Origin of the sequence: Pantoea sp. S62 (genome assembly GCF_016658625.1) — a bacterium.
GTDB lineage: Bacteria > Pseudomonadota > Gammaproteobacteria > Enterobacterales > Enterobacteriaceae > Pantoea > Pantoea vagans.
This window is the reverse complement of sequence record NZ_JACVVI010000013.1, coordinates 83,164-104,286: the sequence shown is the minus strand read 5'-3', so window position 1 is coordinate 104,286 and position 21,123 is coordinate 83,164. Positions and strand designations below refer to the sequence as shown.

Genomic DNA, 21,123 nt, shown 5'->3' with positions numbered 1-21,123 from the left:
GAAGATCGATGAAAATCTCAACGCGCCTTAGCGCAGGTTTTGGCCTGCTGATTTTGCTGTTTATTATTTGTGCCGGTACCGCGATTCAGGCGCTGAACAGCGCCCGTAATAGCATGGACGAGGTGGTCAATGTCCGGCTGAAAAAGTACCAGACCGTGCTGGATATGCGTGGCGGCGTGCGGGATATGGCCATTGCAGTGCGTAACCTGGCCCTGATGACCGATCCTGTTGCGATGAAGCCAGAATGGGAACGTCTGCAAAAACAGCGGGCGCTTTACATCAGCAATCGTGAAGCGCTGTCGCGCATGATGCAGACTGACGCCGGCCCCGCGGGACGTGAGGCGATGAGCAGAATTGAATCTGCCGAAGAGGCCGCGCTATCCACCCTGATGAACGCCGGAAAACTCGGGCTGGAAAACCGTCAGCAGGAGGTTACCGACTATCTATTAACCGTAGCGCGTCCTGCGCAGCAGACTCTGCTTAAAGCGATCAACGATCTGACTGAGCTGGAGATGCGCAACAGTCGGGATGCGGTGGTGGAAAACGGGAACGCTATCGCCCGTACCACCTGGATACTGATCATCCTGGCAGCGATCTCCGTGCTGGCTGCGGTCGCCACCTGCGCGTTTATTGTGCGTATGCTGATGCGTCAGCTGGGCGGCGAACCTGTTCAGGCACAGGCGCTGGCTGCCGCGATCGCGGCTGGTGATCTCACCTCCGCGGTTACGCTGCGCGGTGGCGACAGCACCAGCCTGCTTGCTTCGTTAAGCGGTATGCAGACCAATCTGCGCGGGCTGGTAACGCAAATCAAGGATGCTTCCGCTTCGGTGGCGCTGGCGGCCGATGAGATTTCCCAGGGCAACAGTGAGCTGTCATCCCGTACCGAGCAGCAGGCTGCTGCGCTGCAGGAAACCGCAGCGAGCATGGAGCAGCTCACCGCCACGGTAAAAAGCAATGCGGCGGGCGCGCAGCAGACGGCGGGTTCAGCACGCGAGGCTGCCACACTGGCTCATGCAGGCGAAGCGGATGTTCAGCGCCTGTCAGAAACCATGCATGACATTTCGCTGAGTGCCGTGCGGGTGCGTGACATTACGTCGGTGATTGAGGGCATCGCTTTCCAGACCAATATTCTGGCGCTTAACGCCGCAGTAGAAGCAGCACGTGCCGGGGAAGACGGTCGCGGATTTGCCGTGGTCGCGGGTGAGGTCCGATCGCTGGCCCAGCGCAGCGCCACTGCGGCACGCGACATCAAGCAGCTGATTGAGCAGGCGGTGACGCAGGTCGAGGAAGGTGTCACGGTGGCCGCAGGAACGGGTGAGCGCATCCTGAAAATTGTCAGCCGCGTAGGTGAACTGGCCGATGCCATGGACAACCTTTCACTCTCCTCCGGTGAGCAGATGCAGGGCATCTCCCAGGTCAGCATTGCGGTGAGTCAGATGGACGGCGTCACGCAGAATAACGCCGCGCTGGTACAAGAGTCCTCTTCTGCGTCACAGTCCCTGCTGGCGCAGGCGCGCGACCTGCGTGGCATGGTCGGGACCTTCACCGTATGAACCCTTCCGGCGGACACCGTTCCGCCGATACGGCTGATCTTATCAGCCGTATCGGCGGGCTAAAACAGGACGTGGATATTCTGCTGCAGCAGCTCAGCGAAGGGGAGTATCTGAGCGTGGATACCTTCGCCAATAACTGGATACATCTGACCGAGCTTTACAGCCGGATTCAGGCGCACATGAGTGACCGCGCCCTGATGGATAAACTGGTGCGTAGCGACCTGCTACTGGCCGCTGACCTGCTGGCGGTGGGAAGAATGATTGCGGTCATGGATAACTTTCTGCGCTGCGCGGTCATTACCCGATGACCTGATCGTGGCGCTGACAGTGTGCGACATTCGCTTCTGCGTTAAACGCTTAAATGATGCGGCAAATTTCAGCCGATTTGCCCCTGGCGCACGTTGTGTGCCAGGGGCTACGCCCGGTTATGTTGACTTCAATTTAATTTGACTCAATACTGAGCCACCTTTCACACGGAGGCGCAGCCAACGGCTTTTCCTCTCGCCGCGAAAGCGCCTGAAAGTTGGGTGTCTGACACCCGACAAAAGATGCTGCCGCAGTCCGCATCTTCCCGATACACGCTTAGCAAGACTTCAGGGCTGACAAGCCACCGGTGGTCTGGCTCTCCTGCCCCGGACTGAGAATGAGTAAAGATATGAATGATGAAACCGCGGGGATCGCTGATACCTCTCCCGCCAGTGCAGCGCCTGAAACCATCGACCAGTTTCTCTGCTTTGCGCTCTACTCCGCATCGCTCGCCATGACAAAGCTCTATCAGTCGCGGCTGAAACCGCTGGGGCTGACCTATCCGCAGTATCTGGTACTGCTGGTGCTGTGGGAAAAAGATGCCCTGACCGTCTCCGATATTGGCGCACGCGTGCGGCTGGATTCCGGCACACTCAGTCAGCTTCTGAAGCGGCTGGAGAGCGCAGGCATCATCTGTCGGCAGCGTGACACCGGGAAGGATGAGCGCCGGGTTGTGGTCTCCCTGACGGAACAGGGCCACCAGCTCAAAGTCGCGGCGGCGGGCGTCCCGGCCGATATGATCTCCGTAATGGATACCGCCTGCAGTGAGCTTGGTGAACTGACGACCCAGGTTGCCACGCTGCGGGAAAAACTGCTTAAGGCCCTGCCATGATGCTGGCTTTCGATAAACGTGCGGGCAGGCTGAATCACCGAAGCGTTGTCCGATCAGATGCTTTTCAGCAGAATTGCTGCACTGGAGTTTCTTTTGAGTACCGATAAACCAGCGGATATGGATGATGTCTATGCCGTGGTAGGACAGGCTGTTTCCAGCCTGCTGAAGTCAGGCAAAACGGCAGGCATACAGGAAATCATCGCGTTCCTGAAACAACAGGAAGCGCGATCGGTCAACGGCCAGAGAGAAGTTTACGCCAGAGCCGTTCGTGTCGTGACGAAACTGGTTAACTGACCCCTGCCGGGCTGAGCGACGCTTTTAAGGTAAGCGTCACAATCGCCATTCCTCATTCTCCTGTTCGTAACAACGCCGGACCTGGCCCAATGAATCCCTGTTCTTCAGGGGCACGCCTTCACCGGCCCTGTTTATCCGGCCGGTTCAGACGTCGTTATTCGCTATGCGCTGCCCGGGCAACGTCTCTGACGGCGCTTTCAACCCGCTCTGAATCTTTCTGAATGCTGGCTATCACTTCCCCCGCCTCACGCATCAACAGTACCCCCTGACCGGTGTTCGCCAGCGAAGTTTCAATTCCCCGCAGCACCTCTCTGGCCAGTTGATTATTCCCTGCTACCACCCGCTCAATTTCTTCGGTCGCACTGCTGACGCTGGCCGCCAGGCTGCGGACCTCTGCCGCCACGACGGCAAAGCTGCGGCCCGACGTGCCTGCGCGCGCCGCTTCAATGGCAGCATTCAGTGCAATAAGGCGGGTCTGCATGGCAAAGCGCCGGATGGTTTCAACCATGCCATCAATGCTGTCAGACTGGCTGTTCAGGCGCGTGACGTCTGCCGACACCACACTCATCTCTTCAGCAATCCGGCTGATCATCTGAATGCTGTTGTCGATAACACCCGCGCCCGCCTGTGCACTTCCCCGCGTCTGGACAGCCATGTTCCAGGCATTTAACGCCGCGTCATACTCCTGCTGATTACGCAGCACCTGTTCCGTCACATCGGTGGCGAATTTAACAATTTTAGTAAGCTGTCCATCGCTGTTGAATACCGGATTGTAAGTGGCCCTGAGCCAGAGCGGTTCGCCACGCCGGTTAAGACGGGGAAACTGGCCCGAAAAGAACTCGCCCTGATTCAGCCTCAACCAGAACTGCCGGTACTCCTCACTCTGAGAGAGCGCATCCGAACAGAAAAGCCGGTGATGCTTTCCTATGACTTCGGCAGCCTGATAGCCGGTAGCCTTCAGGAAGTTATCATTTGCCTCCAGCACGTGGCCGTCAGGACGAAAGGCGATTACGGCCATGGAGCGGCTGATCGCATTGATAATCGACTCCTGCTCCAGTGATGACTGCATTCTCTCTGAAATATCCGCGGCTATTTTCACGATTTTGAAAACCCGTCCGCGCCGGTCAGTCACCGGAATATAGCTTGCCTCCAGCCAGACTGGTCGCATGCCTTTAGCCAGCCGCAGATATTTATCACTGAAGCTTTCACCTGCCGCCAGACGCTGCCAGAAACGGCGATATTCTGGCGAGTTCACCAGCGCGGGCGGACAGAACATGCTGTGATGCTGACCAACAATTTCTTCCGCCCGGTATCCCATGGCCGCCAGAAATAGCGGGCTGGCTTTCTGAATAATGCCCTCAGGCGTGAACTCAATCACGGGCATAGCGCGCCCCAGCGATCGGAATGACGCGGCGGCGTGCAGGCCACGCTGACGGAGAAAAGAAGGGACAAGATATTTCAGTAAACTCAGGCGCATCAGCAGGACCAGTAAGCGGTGGAATTGCTTTTGTTATCGGCATATTGCCGGCGTCCCTTACGCATCGCTGCGATAGTTGCGGCTGATGATTGCAACACGATGTTACTACTGACACATAAGCCTGACGTTAGCCTGTCATCAGCACGACTCTGTGATGAACTCGGCCGGACGTGCCATGCACCGCGCCGGCCGGATTTACCTGCCAGCGCCGTGCTGGCAGGTTTCCGTTAGAGCGCCGTGCCGGTGGGTGCCATTAAATCGTAACGATCGTTCTGCGGGGATGCGTCCATGGCCATCGGCGGCTCAATTTTCAGGGTGATCCAGTTAGAGGTGACACGCTGCTGCTTGCTGTCCTCCAGCGTCACCGACAGCCGGTATTCGTTGCTGGCGTCTGGCGACGGATCCCATTGCGGTAGGATCACACTCCAGCCCTGCGGATCCGCATTATTGGCCGGTGGCGTCAGGCTCAGCGCCTGCGTGTCACCCTGCCAGCTCACTGCCTTGATGTCATTGCTGGCCCGCACCTGCAGCTTCAGCGGCAGGCTCTCGCCACTGCTTAACTGCCAGGGAGGTGTCGCCAGGAACACCGACAGCGTTTTGCGCTGACGGAATGCGAGCACCGGCGTATCGCTGCGGGTCACGGTATCGTAACGGCTGCCGCGCAGGGAGCGCGCTTCGGCGACGTTACCGGCATCAAGCTGACGGCTCAGCGCTACGCCAAAGCGGTAGTTCAGTTTCAGCCCCAGCTGATCCTGGCTTTCACCGGCACTGCTGGTTTTGTGGGTGGCCGACAGCGTTACCAGCGGCACCGGCGTGTAAGAGAGGCCAAACGACATGGCGGAGGGATTGTGATAGCGGTTGCCGCTGTTAAACAGATCGACATTCTCACCCAGATATTGCTGATAGCTCACCGAGACGCCCAGTTGACGATAAAAGGGCAGATAGCTCTGGCTGGTGATGTCATAGCCGCGCGCCATGCGCTGCTGCTGCGAGTTGCCCAGATTTTTCCAGCCGGAAAGCGGCTGATAGTAGTTGGCAGAGAAACGCATCGAATCACTCCAGGCCTCAGTCCCCACCGAGGCGCGCTGCAGGCCGCTGCTGAAGACATGATCGACAAAGCCGTTGTAGCCCAGCAGCCAGTTACCGGCGTCCCAGCGTTGTCCCAGTCCCGCATTGCCGACCAGACCCTCGCCGGTATCATGCAGGCCAAGCTGGCTGAAGGTAAGCAGGCTGTTCTCGTCGGCCAGTGCGCTGAAGAGATCGCCGCCCGTGCCGGCAAAGTTACCGTTCATGTCGACTTTCAGATCGAGCTGCGCGGTGCCGTAAGGGGAAAGCAGTGACTGCCCTTCACTCTCGACCCGGTCGGCCACTTCATCGCGCAGATGATTGAAGGCCCAGACGCCCGCCTGCTGGCCAAACGTCACATTGCTGTCGCTGTTGTTACTCGCTTCACCGATGCTTTTCGCCACGGCTGCCAGCTTTTTGCTCCACGCTTCATCCTCGTCGCGGGTGCTGCCAAGCGTCGGCAGCGACTCACTGTAGCGCGCAGGATTGTCGAATGGCGTTTCTGACACTGCCGTTTCAGTCTGAAACGCACGGGCGCTCTGCAAGGCAGAGAGCGACAGCGCAATCAAAGAGAGAACCCCTGTTTTCCGTATCATGTCACCCGGCACGTTGATTGATGTGTTGCTGCGATAAAGTCAAATTCATTGACAGTTACCTTAACATATTGTGACGGCGATGCAGGACAGCAGAGGCAAATTGTGCATATACCAGAAAAGTCTGGCACAAAAAAAGGCCTGCTGTGCAGCAGGCCCGGGGTTATCTCTGGCGTCTTCAGGAGAAGATTAAGCCGCCATCCACGTTAATGGTCTGTCCGGTGATATAGCGCGCATCGTCTGAAGCCAGAAACGCCACCAGCCCGGCCACATCCTCCGGCTGACCGGCACGCTTCAGCGGAATGTTTTTCACCCACTCCGCCATCAGCTCACCTTTGCCGTAGGTTTTCTCCTCGCTGCTGAGGATCTCGCCCCAGACGCGATCGTTGTAATCCCACATCTCACTCTCAATGATGCCGGGACAGAAGGCGTTGACCGTAATGTTCCACGGTGCCAGCTCCAGCGCCAGACTCTGCGTAATGCCGATGACCCCCATTTTGCTGGCGGCATAGTGCGGCGTGTAAATAAAACCCTGTCGTCCCTGCCCAGATGAGGTGTTAATCAGACTGCCGCTGCCCTGCTTCACCATATATTTCGCCGCTTCACGACAGCAGAGCCAGACGGCAGTGGTGTTCACGGCCAGAATCCGTTCAAAGTCGCTTTTCGGCATGGTGTCGAAGCGGTCAATGGTAATCACGCCCGCATTCTGAATCGAGACGTCAATCTGACCAAAGCGTTCAAAGGCCTGCTGATAGAGCTGCTGCACCGCCGCTTCATCTGTGACGTCGACCTGCAGCGCCAGAATCTCACTGCCATACTGCTGCGAAAGCTGGTCAGCGGTGGTAAAGACCCGATCGGCATTCGACACCATCACCAGCCTGGCCCCATCGCGGGCGAAACGCGCCGCGATCCCGGCACCGATGCCGCGACAGGCACCGGTAATCACCACTGTTTTTCCACGTTGCTCGCGGCTCATAATCGCTCCTGTTAACTGTGACGGATATCAGTGAGAGGCACTGCCTGCTGCTTTTTTTCATGGCGACGCAGCAGCACCACTTTGCTTTGCAGACGTTGCTGGAACTGGTCGATCACGACGGCTGTGACAATCACCAGACCTTTAATCACCATCTGCCAGAAATCGCTGACGCCCATCATCACCATGCCATCCGCCAGGAAGACGATAACGAACGCGCCAATAATTGAGCCGGACACCCGGCCACGTCCGCCCGCCAGCGCCGTGCCGCCCAGCACGGTGGCACCAATGGCGTCCATCTCAAACATGTTGCCGGTCATCGGATGCGCGGTCTGCAACTGAGACGCCACTACCAGCCCGACCAGACCGGCGCAGAGGCCGGAAAAGGCGTAAACAAAAATTTTCACTTTGATAATCGGCACGCCCGCCAGCCGCGCGGCGGACTCATTGCCGCCAATGGCGTAGATGTAACGGCCCAGCGGGGTTTTGCGCGTCAGGTAGAGGCCGAGCAGCAAGAAGCCGAGCATCAGCCAGATCGGCAGATACACCCCCAGCACGGTACCGGAACCCAGCAGGGCAAAACCGGTGTTGCCCAGCGCGGGCATCCCGACCAGATTGGCGTAGGTGCCGCCATCGTTGAACAGCAGTGCCGCACCGCGCGCCACATACATCATGCCCAGGGTGCAGATAAAGGGAGCCACGCCCAGCCGGGTGATCACCGTACCGTTAATCAGCCCCACCAGCACGCCAAAGATCGCCACCACCAGAATCACTTCAGGCACGTTGAGAAACAGCGTATTGCCGCCCCATAACGGAATGCCACTGGTCAGCAGCGCACCCGCCACCATGCCGCAAATCCCGGCGACCGCGCCTACAGAGAGATCGATACCGCCGGTGAGGATCACCAGCGTCATCCCTATCGCCAGCAGCCCGGTAATGGCGACGTGCTGCGTCATAATCAGCAGGTTAGAGGGGGTCAGAAAGTTCGGCACCATCACGCTGAAGAAGCCGACCACAATCAGCAACGCAATAAAGGTGCGCGCCTTGAGCAGGTACATATAGAGCAGATATTTTTGGTTCATGACGTTCTCCGGCCAGCTTAGCCCAATGGGCCAGGTGCTTAATCCTGCGGGGTTGATGCCGCGATCAGATGTTCTCTCGTTGCCGCTGCGCGGGGCAGATCGGCCGTTATCCGGCCATCGGCCATCACTAAAATGCGGTCCGCCAGCGCCATCACCTCATCCAGCTCGGACGACGAAAACATCACGGCCAGCCCCTGTTGCGCCAGATTGCCAATCAGGTGATAGACGTCGGTTTTGGCACCGACATCGATGCCGCGCGTCGGCTCATCCAGCAATACCACCTGCGGCCCGGTCATCAGCGCCTTACCCAGCACCACCTTCTGCTGATTACCGCCACTCAGCGCCGTGACCGGCAGATCGGAATCGCTGACTTTAATCGCCAGATGGCCGATCATCTCACTGACCCGCTGCTGTTCCCGCCCCGGATTCAGCAGCCCCAGCGCCCGACGAAAACCGCGCAGGCTGAAGTCAGAAAGCGTCATATTGGCGGTAACCGACATCAGTTCAATCACCCCTTCGCCTTTACGGTCTTCGGGCACCAACGCGATGCCGCTTTTCAGCCGCTGCTGAAAAGTGCGTTTAGCCAGATCCTTACCGGACAGCCGGACCCGGCCCGACTGACAAGGCATCAGCCCAATCAGCCCCTTAAACAGCTCCGTGCGTCCCGCGCCCAGCAGTCCATAAATGCCGATCACCTCGCCTTTACGCAGGCTGAAACTGACCTCATTAAGCTTGTAGCCGCCGTTCTGATGCAGCGCGGTCAGCCCCTCAACCTCCAGCACCGTTTCCCCTTGTGGCGCAGGCTGATAGTCGAACTGTTTTTTCTTATCGCCCACCATCTGGGCGATAATCCACGGCACGCTGGCGTCGCGCACCTCGCGCTCACTGATAAAGCGCCCATCGCGAAAAATGGTGATGTGATCGCCTATCTCCATCAGCTCTTCCAGCCGGTGTGAGATATAGATAATGGTGACGCCGCGCCGCTTCAGCTGATCGATGACATTGAACAGCACTTTCACTTCCGACTGGCTCAGGGCGCTGGTGGGTTCATCCATGATCAACACCCGGGTATCCTTCGACAGCGCCCTGGCAATCTCCACCAGTTGCTGATGCCCGATGCCCAGCTCGCCCAGCGGCGCGTAGGGATCGACATCGAGCTGCAGCCGCTGCAGTAGCGACTTCGCCAGCGCGTACTGATACTTTTCATTGATGACGCCGCGCTGGAAAAACTCGTTGGCGATAAAAATGTTGTCCATCACGTTCATGTTGGGAAACAGATTCAGCTCCTGGAAAATGATACTGATCCCCTGCTTCTCCGCCTGATGGGTGGAGTTCAGCGACACCACCTGGCCATCCAGCAGAATCTCGCCCGACGACGGCGTTTCCACCCCGGCCAGCATCTTCATCATGGTGGACTTGCCGGCCCCGTTCTCCCCGATCAGGACATTCACTTTGTTGCGATAAACGCGATAGCTGACCTGATCGAGCGCGGTCACACCAGGATAGAGACGCGACACGTTGCGCGTTTCGATAATCACGTCGCCGGACGTTTGCGGTTGCGGATTTTGCATCTGCCGCTCCTTATTGCCGGGTGATAGCAGCCGGAGTGATATCCGGCAGCTGTTGCGGAATGTCCCAGCTGCTGAACACGCCAGTAACACTCACTTTGTCGCCGACCTTCGGCGCGAACTGCTGCATCAGGGTTGAGGCGTGCTGGTTGATCGCCTTGCCGTAATCACCAAACAGCACCTGATCGTTGAAGTCCTGATAGCTCGCGCCTTTATAGACATCGCGCAACGCCGTGCCACGAATGATTGGCCCGACCTGTATAGTGACACTGTCACCTGATTCATCCTTCACGGCCATCTTTCCGCTGCGGGAAGTGGTATTGACAGCCGTTACCTCGCCGCGAACGGAAACGCTGAAAACACAGGGATTCTCAGCCTGACTGCGATAGCCGTAGGTCTGGCAGGCGCTGTCAAAGTCTTTGGCAGATTGCAGCGACGACATCAGCGTCGCCAGCGGTTTAGCCTCGGCCTGGACCTGCGGCACCAGCTTTTGCTGCCAGAGCTGGTCGATGTTGGCCATCTTCGGATTGGGGGGATTCTTCAGGTCAGCCAGCTCCTGCTGCGACACAATTTTGCAGCCACCTGACAGCATGACCACCAGCGTCAGCCAGACTCTTCGGGACATCTTCTTCTCCCTGGCGCCCGCTTTCGCAGGCGCGGCAGCGGTTAATTACGACTTGTAGTTAAAGTCCTGGACGCCTTTGGCGTTTTCCGGGGTAATCAGAATGCCGCGGAACATCACCCGCTGTTTTTCCGGCTTCACGCCTTTCTGAATGAAGTTATCGAGATCGGTCACGCCTTCGGCGGCGATCGCCTGGGCCTGCAGCATCACCGTGGCTTTCAGCGTGCCTGCTTTCACCGCATCGCGTTCATCGTTGCTGCCATCAATCCCTACCACGATCACATCGTTGCGACCGGCTGATTTGAGTGCCGCAATCGCGCCCAGCGCGACCGGACCGTTACCGCAGATCACCCCTTTCACATCCGGGTGCGCCTGCAGGATGCTGTCCATGATGCGCTTGCCATCGATCAGGGTGCCTTTGGCATCCTGACGCGCCACACTCTGCATATCGGGATATTGATCCAGCACCTGATGGAACGATTTTGAGCGGGTCACACAGTTATTGTCGGCCAGGTTACAGGCGAGTTCGGCGTATTTGCCCTTTTCACCCATCTTCTCGACAAAGACGTTGGCCACATCTGAACCCGCCTGAAAGTTGTTGTGGGTAATCTGCGCCAGCGCCACGTCATCCACCGGGATTTCACGGTTGATCAGCACCACCGGAATCCCGGCATCTTTGGCTTTTTTGATCGCCGCCACACTGGCGGTGGAGTCGGCGTTATCCAGCACGATACCCTGCACTTTCTTACCGATAGCGGCGTCGATCAGTTCGCTCTGCTTCTTCACATCTTCGCCGTGCGACAGCACCGTGGTTTTGTACCCCAGCGCCTGTGCTTTGAGATTGGCGCCTTTGGCTTCAGAGGCGTAGTAAGGATTATCGAGTGAGTTAACCAGAATCATAATGGTGCCTTTTTCGGCGGCCAACGCCGCCTGAGAAACCAGACAGGCAGCCACGGCAGTGCACAGCAGGGTACGGTTTTTCATGATGTTCTCTCTTATCGTTATGGCAGGGTATGAAGTCCCGGGTGTTGGGTTGGCCTTACCAGATGGTGAAGCCACCATCGATCATCAAATCTGCGCCGGTAATCATGTCGCTGCCGTTGCTGGCGAAGAACAGCACGGCGGCGGCGATCTCATCGGTATAGGCAAAGCGACCGAGCGGAATCAGCTTTTTCATCTGCTCGCCTTTCTCGCCTCGCCAGGCTTTCTCGCCCATCGGCGTCAGTACCACGGTGGGCGACAGGGTATTCACGTTGATGCGGTGCGGAGCAAACTCTTTGGCCATCACTTTGGTCATGCCCAGCAGGCCCGCTTTGGCGGAGGTATAGGCGACATGGTTGTCGATCGCGATGGACGCCGCCTGGGAGGCGATATTAATAATCTTGCCGCCCGCACCGGCACGAATCATCAGCCGTGCGGCAGCCTGCGAGCAGAGGAAAGGTCCGGTGAGATTCACCGCGATCTGCTTCTGCCACTCGGCAAAATCGGTCTCAATCACTGGCTGCAGCATCACGTAGCCTGCGCAGTTGACCAGGATATCGATGCGGCCATAGTGGGCAACCACCGCGTCAAACGCCTCTTCCACCGACGCGGGGTTGGTAACGTCACAGCAGACAAACTGCACCCGATCGGCCGCGAAGTCCGCCTGCAGACTGGCAACTTTCTCCGCTTCAAACGGCGGATAGAGCAGTGCCAGACGTGCGCCCTTCTCCAGCAGCATGCCATTGGTCGCCATCGCGATGCCGCCCAGCCCGCCAGTCACCACCGCCACCTTACCGGCCAGGTTCATTGCGGTATCCACGCCGTAGCGCAGGTTTACGTCATATTCACCACTCATCCCACTCTTCCCCTCATATTTTTGCTGATGCCGCTGACTCAATCATTTTCGAACAAAAATATAAGCTATCGAAAAGAAATGATATGTGTGGCAGATCAAATTTCGACCATCTGCCGTTAAAAGCGGCTTATCTGATTGAAAAGACGTGATCTGGCTTCCAGTCCCGAAATAAAGCCTGCTGCCTGCAATCCGGAAACCCTGAAAGATTCAATAACCTGCGGATTATTTGCTTTCGTTCGAAAATCAAAGGCAATTCAGGTCGTCTCGCATTCATAAAAATGGCGCGTTAAACTCAGCCACAGAGACCTTGTTCGCCCAAGCCATCAGGTTACTGGAAAAGGGAGCATTTCGATTGAAAAGCAAAAGTGAGCAGTTCGCTGACATGCAGCAACGCCGCGAGAAAATTCTGGAGATGATCCGTGAAGATGGTACGGTCACGGTCAAAGCGCTGACCGAGACCTTTGGACTGACTGAAGCCACATTACGCAGCGACCTGCGCATGCTGCAAAAACAGGGGTTTGTGCAGCGCTACCACGGTGGCGCAACGCTGATGACGGGCAAGCAGAATACCGGCGCGATGCTGCTGGAGCGGCAGACCCATCTGGAGGAGAAAGAGGCGATTGGCCGACTGGCGGCGCAGCTTATCGAAAATGGCGACACGGTGATTTTCGATTCCGGTACCACCACCACCGCGATTACCGATGCCATCAGCCATATCCGCCGCTTATCAGTGGTGACCACCGCAGTGAATATCGCCCTGAAACTGGGCGGCGAACCGGGGATCAACATCCTGCTGACCGGCGGCACCTTTAAGTTCCCGACGCTCTCCACCTCGGGCGAGAAAGCGGCCAGCTTTTTTGAAAATGTGCTGGCCGAAAAACTCTTTCTGGCCACCGCCTGCATTTCACCGCGTCTGGGCCTGAGCTTTCCCAGCGAAACGGATATCAAGGTCAAACTGGCGATGATCAAATCTGCCAATACGGTTTACGTGGTGGCGGACTCCAGCAAAATCGACAAGGTATCGATGTTCGCGCTGCCCTGTGACTGGAGCAACATCCACTACCTGATCACCGACAGCGGCATCAGCACCGCGCAGGTTAAAGCGTTTGAAGCCTTAGGCGTGAAAGTGCTGGTGGCCCCGCTGCCGCTGAAGCGGGCGATGTAATTGAGCATGCGTACCGAAGTGCCGTGAGTGATTCCAGAACACTGAGAAACGAGAATTTCAGGCGCAGGAAAGCGCGGGCATTGCAGCAAACCCGCACCAATGCTAACCGTGCAGGAATGGCCTGCCTGAAGAGCAAAGTGTGCGAGCCAGGGAGGGCGAGCCCAGTCCGCAGGGATGCGGGATCCCTTTGCGATCAGGCAGGCTTTTCCTGCACGACGCACCGTACTTCCTGCTCAAGGCACCCGACTTCCTGCACGTCGCACCGGCTCACCGTCGCATCCCCCCGCACCTGCAAATCCGCCCGATAAAACCGCACGACCTCACCCACCACCAGCAGCGACGGCGACACCGGCTTCTCCTGCGCTACCGTCTCCGCCAGGCCACCCAGCGTGGTAATCAACACCCGCTGATCCGGCCGGGTTCCATTCTCAATAATCGCTACCGGCGTCTCCGGATCACGCCCCTGCGCCTGCAACTGCGCACTGATCGACGCACTCCAGCTCAATCCCATATAAAACACCAGCGTCTGATTCACCGCCGACAGCGCGGCTGCATCCAGCTGCGGCTCGCCGCACCGGCCATGGCCGGTAATCAACCGCAGCGACTGCGCACAATCCCGATGCGTCAGCGGAATCCCGCTGGCCGCCGCACAGCCCACCGCCGCCGTAATCCCCGGCACTACCTCACAGCGAATCCCGGCCTCCTGCAGACTCACCATCTCCTCGCCACCGCGCCCAAAAATAAACGGATCGCCCCCCTTCAGCCGGATCACATTGCGCCCGCTGCGCGCCAGATCCACCAGCAGCTGATTAATCCGCGCCTGCTTCAATCCGTGCTGCCCCGGCTGCTTACCTACGTCAACGCATAACGCGCTCTCCGGTACTTCCGCCATCACCGCTTCACTCACCAGCCGGTCATACACCACTACTTCGGCCCGCTGCAGCAACCGCAACGCCTTCACCGTCAGCAACTCTACATCGCCAGGGCCTGCGCCCACCAGCCACACCGCACCCTGCGGCTTTGCCACACCGGCCGGGGCCAGTAACTTATCCAGAGAATCAATTGCTCGCGTCATCATTCCTCCACAACCACGTCGGACAACAAAAGCTGCTTCAGCTCCGGAATACAGGAGCCACACTGCGTGCCGCACTTCAGCTTCCGGCCCAGTGCCTGAGTGGTTCGACACCCCTGCGCTATCGCCTGCAAAATCGTCTGCTCACCCACCGCCATACAGCTACAGATAATCCGGCCTGCCGCGCTGCGCTGCACCGACTGGCCCGCCAGCACGCTGTGCCGCCCGTCAGCATCCTGCGGCGCATCCGCAAAGGCCGCCGCGACAAATGCACTATCAATCGACGGCAACATGGATCCGGCATAAAACGCCAGCTGTAACACACCGTCACGCCATGCCAGCAGCCGGTAATCATTGCCGCTGCCAGTGGCGACCTGCAGGTCACAGCCTGACACATCAACCTGCCCGGCCAGCCACGCCTGCGGCGATCCCTCGCTTGCTACCGCATAACGCTGCACCGCCGCATAGGGCGCACGCGACCAGTAACGCAATCCTGCGGGCTGCGTAATCCCGCGCTGCCACAACCAGCCCTGCCAGCTCACGGCCAGCGGCAGAATCCGGACCGGCGTCTGCTTCAGCGCAGGCTGCCCTGAAAACGGACAGGCGCGGGCGGCGACCAGCATATCGACGTGACTCTGCTGACTGAACTGCCGGTTCCAGTGCATCGGCACAAACAGCTCGCCGCGCCGCATCCCGGCATCAATGCGCACCCGCGCACTGATCCAGCCCTGTACTGACTGCACCCGTGCCAGACCGCCTGCCGTCACGCCATACTGCGCGGCGTCAGCCGGATGAAGGGCCACAAATGGCTCATCACAATGCTGCATCAGACGCGGCACCAGCCCGGTGCGCGTCATGGTATGCCACTGATCGCGCACCCGACCGCTGTTCATCAATAACGGATAAGCCGCATCACGTGGGGTTAAGGCAGGCGTGGCCGGGACAAGCAGCCGGGCTTTACCGTCCGCGTGGAAAAAGCGGCGATCGCCAAACAACCGCGCACAGCCCTGTGGGTGGTCGGTGTTTGCCGGCCACTGAACCGGACGCAGCGCATCCCATTCGGCCTGGCTCAATTGCGACAGGCCGCTGATATCAAATGCCCGCTGACCGTCATTCTCAAAACCCGACAGCGCCGCGTGCTCGCAGAAAATCTCAGCCGGATGCTGCCAGTTAAATCCCTCACGGAACCCCAACCGCTGCGCCACCTGCGCCAGCAGCCACCAGTCAGGCCGGGTATCACCTGGTGCGGCGGCAAAGGCGCGCTGCCGCGAAATACGTCGTTCTGAGTTCGTCACAGTGCCGTTCTTCTCGCCCCAGCCCTGGGCGGGCAGCAGAATATCGGCAAAAGTGCTGGTGTCGGTCTGCGCCATCACATCTGAGACAATGACCAGCGGACAGGCCGCCAGCGCCTGTGCCACGCGATTGCCTTCCGGCATCGACACCGCCGGATTAGTGCCCATAATCCACACTGCTTTCACCTCGCCTTCGGCAATCGCCCTGAAGAGATCCAGCGCCATCAGCCCCGGCTGGCGGGCCATCGACGGACTGCGCCAGAAACGCTGCACCCGGTCGCAATCCTCGTCAGTAAAACTCATGTGCGCTGCCAGCTGGTTCGCCAGACCGCCCACTTCGCGACCGCCCATCGCATTTGGCTGTCCGGTCAGCGAAAAAGGCCCGCAGCCCGCACGGCCTATTATGCCTGTCAGCAGATGCAGATTAAGAATCGCCTGGTTATTGTCGCTGCCGGTGGCGGACTGATTAATCCCCATACACCACAGCGTCAGCACCCGATCGTGCTGGCTGAACAGCCGGAAAAAATGCATCACCTGCTGTTCCGTTAAATCACAGGTCTCTGCGACCCGCGCGACATCCCACTGCGCGGCGGCGGCCAGGGTTTCACTCACGCCATTCAGGTGCGGCAGCATGCTGGCATCAAGACCATCGTTCTGCGCCAGCCAGTGCAGCAGACCGGAAAACAACGCCGAATCGCTGCCGGGACGCAGTGGCAGATGCAGATCGGCCTGATCACAACTGGCCGTGCGGCGCGGATCGATAACAACTATGCGCATCGCCGGTCGCTGCAGCTTCGCCTGCATCAGCCGCTGCCAGACCACCGGATGTGCCCAGGCAGCATTGGACCCCACCAGCAAAACCAGATCGGCCTGCTCCAGATCCTCATAACAGCAAGGCACCGCATCTGCCCCCAGCGCCCGCTTATAACCGACTACGGCTGATGCCATACAGAGCCGCGAATTGGTATCGATATTGGCGGCACCGATGTAGCCCTTCATCAGCTTATTGGCAACGTAGTAATCCTCGGTCAGCAACTGGCCTGAACCGTAAAACGCCACCGCCTGCGGACCATGCTGATCGATCACCGCCCGTAATCCTGCCGCTGCCGCATCCAGCGCCGCATCCAGGCTGACCGGCTGGCCGTTAACCTGAGCGGTAAGAAGACGCCCCTGTGGCGTCAGCGTCTCGCCCAGCGCCGCGCCCTTAACGCACAACCGGCCTGCGTTAGCGGGATGGTGCGGATCGCCGATCACCGTTGCCTGATGATTGCCCTGCGACGTGACGCAGACGCCACAGCCGACGCCGCAATAGGGACAGGTGCTGTTCATGATGCCTGCGCCAGCGGATTTTGCGGGCGGTTTGCCAGCCAGATCTGCCCCGCTTCCAGCTTCACCGGCCAGCAGCGCAGCTGGTGCTGCGGATTATCCAGACTCTGCCCGTCACGCAGCCGCACCCGCTGCTTGTAGAGCGGAGAGATCACCACCGGCTCGCCGCCGACGTCACCCAGAATCCCGCGCGACAGCACGCTGGCATCGCTGCCAGGCTCACGATCCTCCAGCGCATAGAACGCGTCGCCAAAGCGGAACAGCGCAACACGCTCGCTGCCGAGTCGCGCCCCGATCCCTGCTTCAGGCGGAATCGCTTCCAGTGCGCAGACGGCGCTCCACGGCTCGGCGGGCAGCTGCAGCAGCGGACGCGCAGCCACGGCTTCAGGCTGCCGCTGACCGCGTACCCGGCTATAGTGCAGGGTTTCATCAGGCTGCTCGCTGTTAATCGTCGGCGTAAACAGCGCGAGCCGCGACGGGTCCGCCAGCGTGGTCTGCCACTCGCACTGCCAGGCGTCAACCACCCGCTGCATCTCCTGCTCCAGCGTCTCACCCAGCCCAAGGCTGTCCTCAATCACCACCTGCCGCAGGTAATCAAGACCGCCTTCCAGATTGTCCAGCCAGACGCTGGTGCGTTGCAGACGATTAGCCGTACGGATATAGAACATCAGCAGGCGATCGACATAGCGCAGCAGCGTGGCGTCGTCGAGGTCGCTGGCGAACAGGTCGGCATGGCGCGGCTTCATGCCGCCATTGCCGCAAACATAGAGGTTCCAGCCCTTTTCGGTGGCGATCACGCCGATATCTTTGCTCTGCGCTTCCGCACACTCGCGGGTACAGCCCGAAACCGCCATCTTGATCTTATGCGGGGCGCGAAGTCCCCTGTAACGGTTCTCCAGCGCGATGGCGAAGGCGGTCGAATCCTGCACGCCGTAGCGGCACCAGGTCGATCCGACACAGGACTTCACGGTGCGCAGCGATTTACCGTAGGCGTGGCCGGTTTCAAAACCAGCCTCAAGCAGCGTCTGCCAGATAGCGGGCAGCTGATCGAGCCGCGCGCCAAACAGGTCGATACGCTGCCCGCCGGTGATTTTGGTGTAAAGGTCATAACGCGCCGCCACTTCACCGATGGCGATCAGCCCCTGTGGCGTGATTTCGCCAGCCGGGACGCGCGGCACCACCGAATAGGTGCCATCTTTCTGGATGTTGGCGAAGTAGCGGTCGTTGGTATCCTGTAGCGGCAGGTGCGCCGGTTTCAGCAGATAGTCGTTCCAGCAGGAGGCAAGAATCGACCCCACCAGCGGCTTGCACACTTCACAGCCCTGACCCCTGCCGTGTGAGGCCAGCAGCGCATCAAAGGTTCTGAACTCACCGGCCCGTACCAGGTGATAAAGCTCCTGCCGTGAATAACTGAAGTGGTCGCAGACATCTTTTTTCACCTCGACGCCGAGAGTTTCCAGCTGAAACTCCATCACCTGCTTCACCAGAGCCGCACAGCCGCCGCAGCCGGTGGCCGCTCTGGTGCAGCTTTTGATGCTGCTCATCTCACCGCATCCGCCTTTCACCGCCGCGCAGATATCGCCCTTGCTGACGTTGTAACAGGAGCAGACCTGAGCGCTGTCGGGCAACGCTGCGACGCCTGGTGCTTTCGGCGCCCCGGCCAGCGCAGGCAGGATCAGGCTCTCCGGCGCGGCAGGCAAGGGTAAATCGTTGAGCATCATCTGCAGCAGCGTGGCGTAATCGCTGCTGTCCCCGACCAGCACGCCGCCCAGCAGTCGGGTGCCCTCCGCAGAGACCACGATTTTCTTGTAGATGCCTTTTGGCCCGTCGGTCCAGTGATAGTGCTGGCTGCCCGCCGTGCGGCCATGGGCATCACCAAATGAGGCCACCTCCACGCCCAGCAGTTTCAGCTTAGTGCTCATGTCCGCGCCGCTGAAGGTAGCCGGTTCAGCCGCCAGATGTCCGGCCAGCACCCGTGCCATCTGATAGCCCGGCGCGACCAGGCCAAAGATCTGGCCGTTCCACAGCGCGCATTCACCAATGGCAAACACGTCGTCATCACTGGTCTGACAGCGATCGTTAATCTCAATGCCGCCGCGCGGCCCGAGCGTCAGGCCCGCCTCGCGCGCCAGCTCATCGCGCGGACGTATACCGGCGGAGAACAGCACCAGGTCGCCGGGTAAATGGCTGCCGTCAGCAAAACGCAGCACCACGCTGCCGTCGGGCTGCTGCTCAATCAGCTCGGTCTGTTTTGAGGTATGAACCGTCACGCCCAGCGCATCGATCTTCTGACGCAGCATCAGCGCCCCACCCTCATCGAGCTGCACCGCCATCAGGCGTGGTGCAAACTCCACCACATGCGTCTCCAGCCCGAGCTGCCGCAGCGCATTCGCCGCCTCCAGACCTAGCAGGCCGCCGCCAATGACGATACCGCGCTGGCTATGCCGGGCGCAGGCGGCAATGGCATCCAGGTCGTCCAGCGTGCGATAGACAAAGCAGCGTTCGCCGTCGTGGCCCGGCACCGGCGGCACAAAAGCACGAGAGCCGGTCGCCAGCACCAGCTTATCCCACGCCAGCTCATTGCCCGCGCTGTCACGCAGGCTGCGCTGCTGGCGATCGATGGCCACCACTGTGCAGCTGCTGCGCAGTTCAATACCGTGCAGGGCAAAGAAGTCCGCGCCGACCAGCGACAGATCGCCGGCCGTTTTACCGTTGAAATAGTCTGACAGATGCACCCGATCGTAAGCCTGCTGGCGCTCCTCGCCATAAACCACGATGTGATAGTGCTGATGCAGTTCACGGGCAACCAGCTGTTCAAGAAAGTGGTGACTGACCATGCCGTGACCAATGACGGCTAAAACCGGTTTACTCATCTCAGGACTCTCTGCAGCCTGTGGCTGCGGTTCAGGTTGATCGTGATCGAACAGGGCATCGAGCGTGACAGGGTCGGCGCGCTGCAGACGTTCCAGCAGCGCGGGGCCCTGCCGGGTGTCGCCAGAGAGCAGCACGCCACAGAGGCGGCCCTGACGGAGAAAAAGGCGGCGGTAGTCGCCAGAGATAGGATCAAAACTGCTGATGGACAGCGCCTCGCTGACATCCCCGGCGCTGAACAGCGAAATGCCGCTGACTTTGAGCCGCGTCGCCAGCGGCTCACTGACGAAATCTGCCAGCGGCGATCCCGCCAGCTGCGCCGCCAGAATCTGTGCCTGCGCCAGGCAGGGCGCGACCAGGCCAAAGGTTTCGCCCGCGATTTCGCAGCACTCGCCCACGGCGTAAACATCGGGAATGGCGCTGCGCAGCTGACCATCGACCAGAATGCCGCGCTGACACGGTAGCCCTGCCGCCTGCGCCAGCGTGACCTCTGGCTGAACACCGATGGCAATCACCACCTGCGTGGCGGCGCAGTGACGCCCGCAGGTCAGCGTCACGCCCGCCTCGTCAATCGCCGACAGTCCGCTGTTCAGTTCGCAGTGGATACCGCGCTGCGCTAAGGCCGCCAGCAGCAGCTCACCCGCTTTTGCATCCAGCTGGCGATCCAGCAGCCAGGGTTTATGGTGCACCAGCGTCACCTCACGTCCTCGGGCGCGGAGTGCCGCCGCCGCTTCAATACCGAGAAAGCCGCCGCCCAGGATCACTAACGGTCCCTGGCCCGCCAGCAGTCGCCGGACGTCGGCGATGCTGCGAAAACCCATGACGGACTCTGCGTCGATGCCGGGAATCGCGGGCAGACGGGGCTGCGATCCGGTGGCAAACACCAGCCGATCCCAGTCGAGCTGGCGCTGATCGGTCTGCACCGTCCGCGCCGCCAGATCGACCTGCTGCACGGTTTCACCGTTCAGCAGCGTCACGCCGTGCCGCTGATACCAGTCGCGATCGTGGATCAGGGTGTCAGTGAAGGACTTTTCACCCGCCAGCACCGGCGACAGCAGCACGCGGTTGTAGTTGCCGTGCGGCTCGCGGCCAATGACCGTAATGGCGTAACGCTGCGGCGCGAGCTGCAGCAGGCTCTCCACCATCTGCATCCCCGCCATGCCATTACCTATCACCAGCAACCGTTGCCTCATGG

The 21,123-nt window shown here is 59.7% G+C and carries 16 protein-coding genes; 5 read left to right on the top strand and 11 right to left on the bottom strand.

All coding sequences use genetic code 11. The features are described from left to right. The first annotated feature begins 8 nt into the window (after window positions 1-8). The 4 genes from IBT54_RS17760 (at window position 9) to IBT54_RS17745 (ending at window position 2,985) form a co-directional block, all read left to right on the top strand. A complete protein-coding gene (locus IBT54_RS17760) occupies window positions 9-1,553 on the top strand; it encodes a methyl-accepting chemotaxis protein (protein WP_201252603.1) in 1,545 nt (514 codons plus the stop codon). After that, complete coding sequence (locus tag IBT54_RS17755) at window positions 1,550-1,861, top strand: hypothetical protein (RefSeq protein ID WP_013357656.1); 312 nt, start codon at window positions 1,550-1,552, stop codon at window positions 1,859-1,861. Before IBT54_RS17760 ends, IBT54_RS17755 begins: the two co-directional genes overlap by 4 nt. Window positions 1,862-2,196: 335 nt before the next feature. Further along, window positions 2,197-2,691, top strand: coding sequence for a MarR family winged helix-turn-helix transcriptional regulator (locus IBT54_RS17750; protein WP_201252602.1), 495 nt, complete (start codon window positions 2,197-2,199; stop codon window positions 2,689-2,691). A 57-nt stretch (window positions 2,692-2,748) separates the two neighbouring features. Further along, window positions 2,749-2,985 (top strand): hypothetical protein, encoded by a 237-nt coding sequence (locus IBT54_RS17745; RefSeq protein ID WP_033782905.1) that lies wholly within the window; start codon window positions 2,749-2,751, stop codon window positions 2,983-2,985. Between the two features lie 154 nt (window positions 2,986-3,139). On the opposite strand, the gene IBT54_RS17740 is transcribed toward IBT54_RS17745, so the two are convergent. The 8 genes from IBT54_RS17740 to IBT54_RS17705 all read right to left on the bottom strand — a co-directional run bounded on the left by IBT54_RS17740 (window position 3,140) and on the right by IBT54_RS17705 (window position 12,202). Next, the gene (locus IBT54_RS17740) at window positions 3,140-4,462 is read right to left on the bottom strand and encodes a PAS domain-containing methyl-accepting chemotaxis protein (RefSeq protein WP_201252601.1); all 1,323 of its coding nucleotides are present in this window, start codon (window positions 4,460-4,462) and stop codon (window positions 3,140-3,142) included. A 227-nt stretch (window positions 4,463-4,689) separates the two neighbouring features. Further along, the gene (locus IBT54_RS17735) at window positions 4,690-6,123 is read right to left on the bottom strand and encodes a YchO/YchP family invasin (RefSeq protein ID WP_051926492.1); all 1,434 of its coding nucleotides are present in this window, start codon (window positions 6,121-6,123) and stop codon (window positions 4,690-4,692) included. 175 nt (window positions 6,124-6,298) lie between these two features. Beyond that, window positions 6,299-7,096 (bottom strand): glucose 1-dehydrogenase, encoded by a 798-nt coding sequence (locus IBT54_RS17730; protein ID WP_201252600.1) that lies wholly within the window; start codon window positions 7,094-7,096, stop codon window positions 6,299-6,301. A gap of 11 nt (window positions 7,097-7,107) precedes the next feature. After that, on the bottom strand, window positions 7,108-8,175 hold the full coding sequence (locus IBT54_RS17725) for an ABC transporter permease (protein ID WP_013357650.1): 1,068 nt from the start codon (window positions 8,173-8,175) through the stop codon (window positions 7,108-7,110). A gap of 38 nt (window positions 8,176-8,213) precedes the next feature. After that, complete coding sequence (locus IBT54_RS17720) at window positions 8,214-9,746, bottom strand: sugar ABC transporter ATP-binding protein (protein WP_201252599.1); 1,533 nt, start codon at window positions 9,744-9,746, stop codon at window positions 8,214-8,216. A 10-nt stretch (window positions 9,747-9,756) separates the two neighbouring features. Then, a complete protein-coding gene (locus tag IBT54_RS17715) occupies window positions 9,757-10,368 on the bottom strand; it encodes a DUF2291 family protein (protein WP_013357648.1) in 612 nt (203 codons plus the stop codon). Window positions 10,369-10,413: 45 nt separating this feature from the next. Next, window positions 10,414-11,349 carry a D-ribose ABC transporter substrate-binding protein gene (locus IBT54_RS17710; protein WP_201252598.1) on the bottom strand — a complete coding sequence of 312 codons (936 nt, stop codon included), beginning with the start codon at window positions 11,347-11,349 and terminating at the stop codon, window positions 10,414-10,416. Window positions 11,350-11,404: 55 nt separating this feature from the next. Then, entirely contained in the window at window positions 11,405-12,202 is a 798-nt protein-coding gene (locus IBT54_RS17705) for a GolD/DthD family dehydrogenase (RefSeq protein ID WP_201252597.1), read from the bottom strand. Between the two features lie 352 nt (window positions 12,203-12,554). Here IBT54_RS17705 and IBT54_RS17700 point away from each other — a divergent pair, with 352 nt between their 5' ends. Further along, entirely contained in the window at window positions 12,555-13,367 is an 813-nt protein-coding gene (locus IBT54_RS17700; RefSeq protein WP_201252596.1) for a DeoR/GlpR family DNA-binding transcription regulator, read from the top strand. Window positions 13,368-13,560: 193 nt separating this feature from the next. On the opposite strand, the gene cobA is transcribed toward IBT54_RS17700, so the two are convergent. From cobA to nirB, 3 genes are read right to left on the bottom strand one after another with little or no spacing between them, the layout of a single operon-like run. After that, window positions 13,561-14,442, bottom strand: a complete 882-nt coding sequence (gene cobA, locus IBT54_RS17695; RefSeq protein ID WP_201252621.1) for a uroporphyrinogen-III C-methyltransferase — start codon at window positions 14,440-14,442, stop codon at window positions 13,561-13,563. Beyond that, complete coding sequence (locus IBT54_RS17690) at window positions 14,442-17,060, bottom strand: nitrate reductase (RefSeq protein WP_201252595.1); 2,619 nt, start codon at window positions 17,058-17,060, stop codon at window positions 14,442-14,444. Before IBT54_RS17690 ends, cobA begins: the two co-directional genes overlap by 1 nt. Continuing rightward, window positions 17,057-21,121 (bottom strand): nitrite reductase large subunit NirB, encoded by a 4,065-nt coding sequence (gene nirB / locus IBT54_RS17685; RefSeq protein ID WP_201252594.1) that lies wholly within the window; start codon window positions 21,119-21,121, stop codon window positions 17,057-17,059. Before nirB ends, IBT54_RS17690 begins: the two co-directional genes overlap by 4 nt. Window positions 21,122-21,123 lie beyond the last annotated feature (2 nt).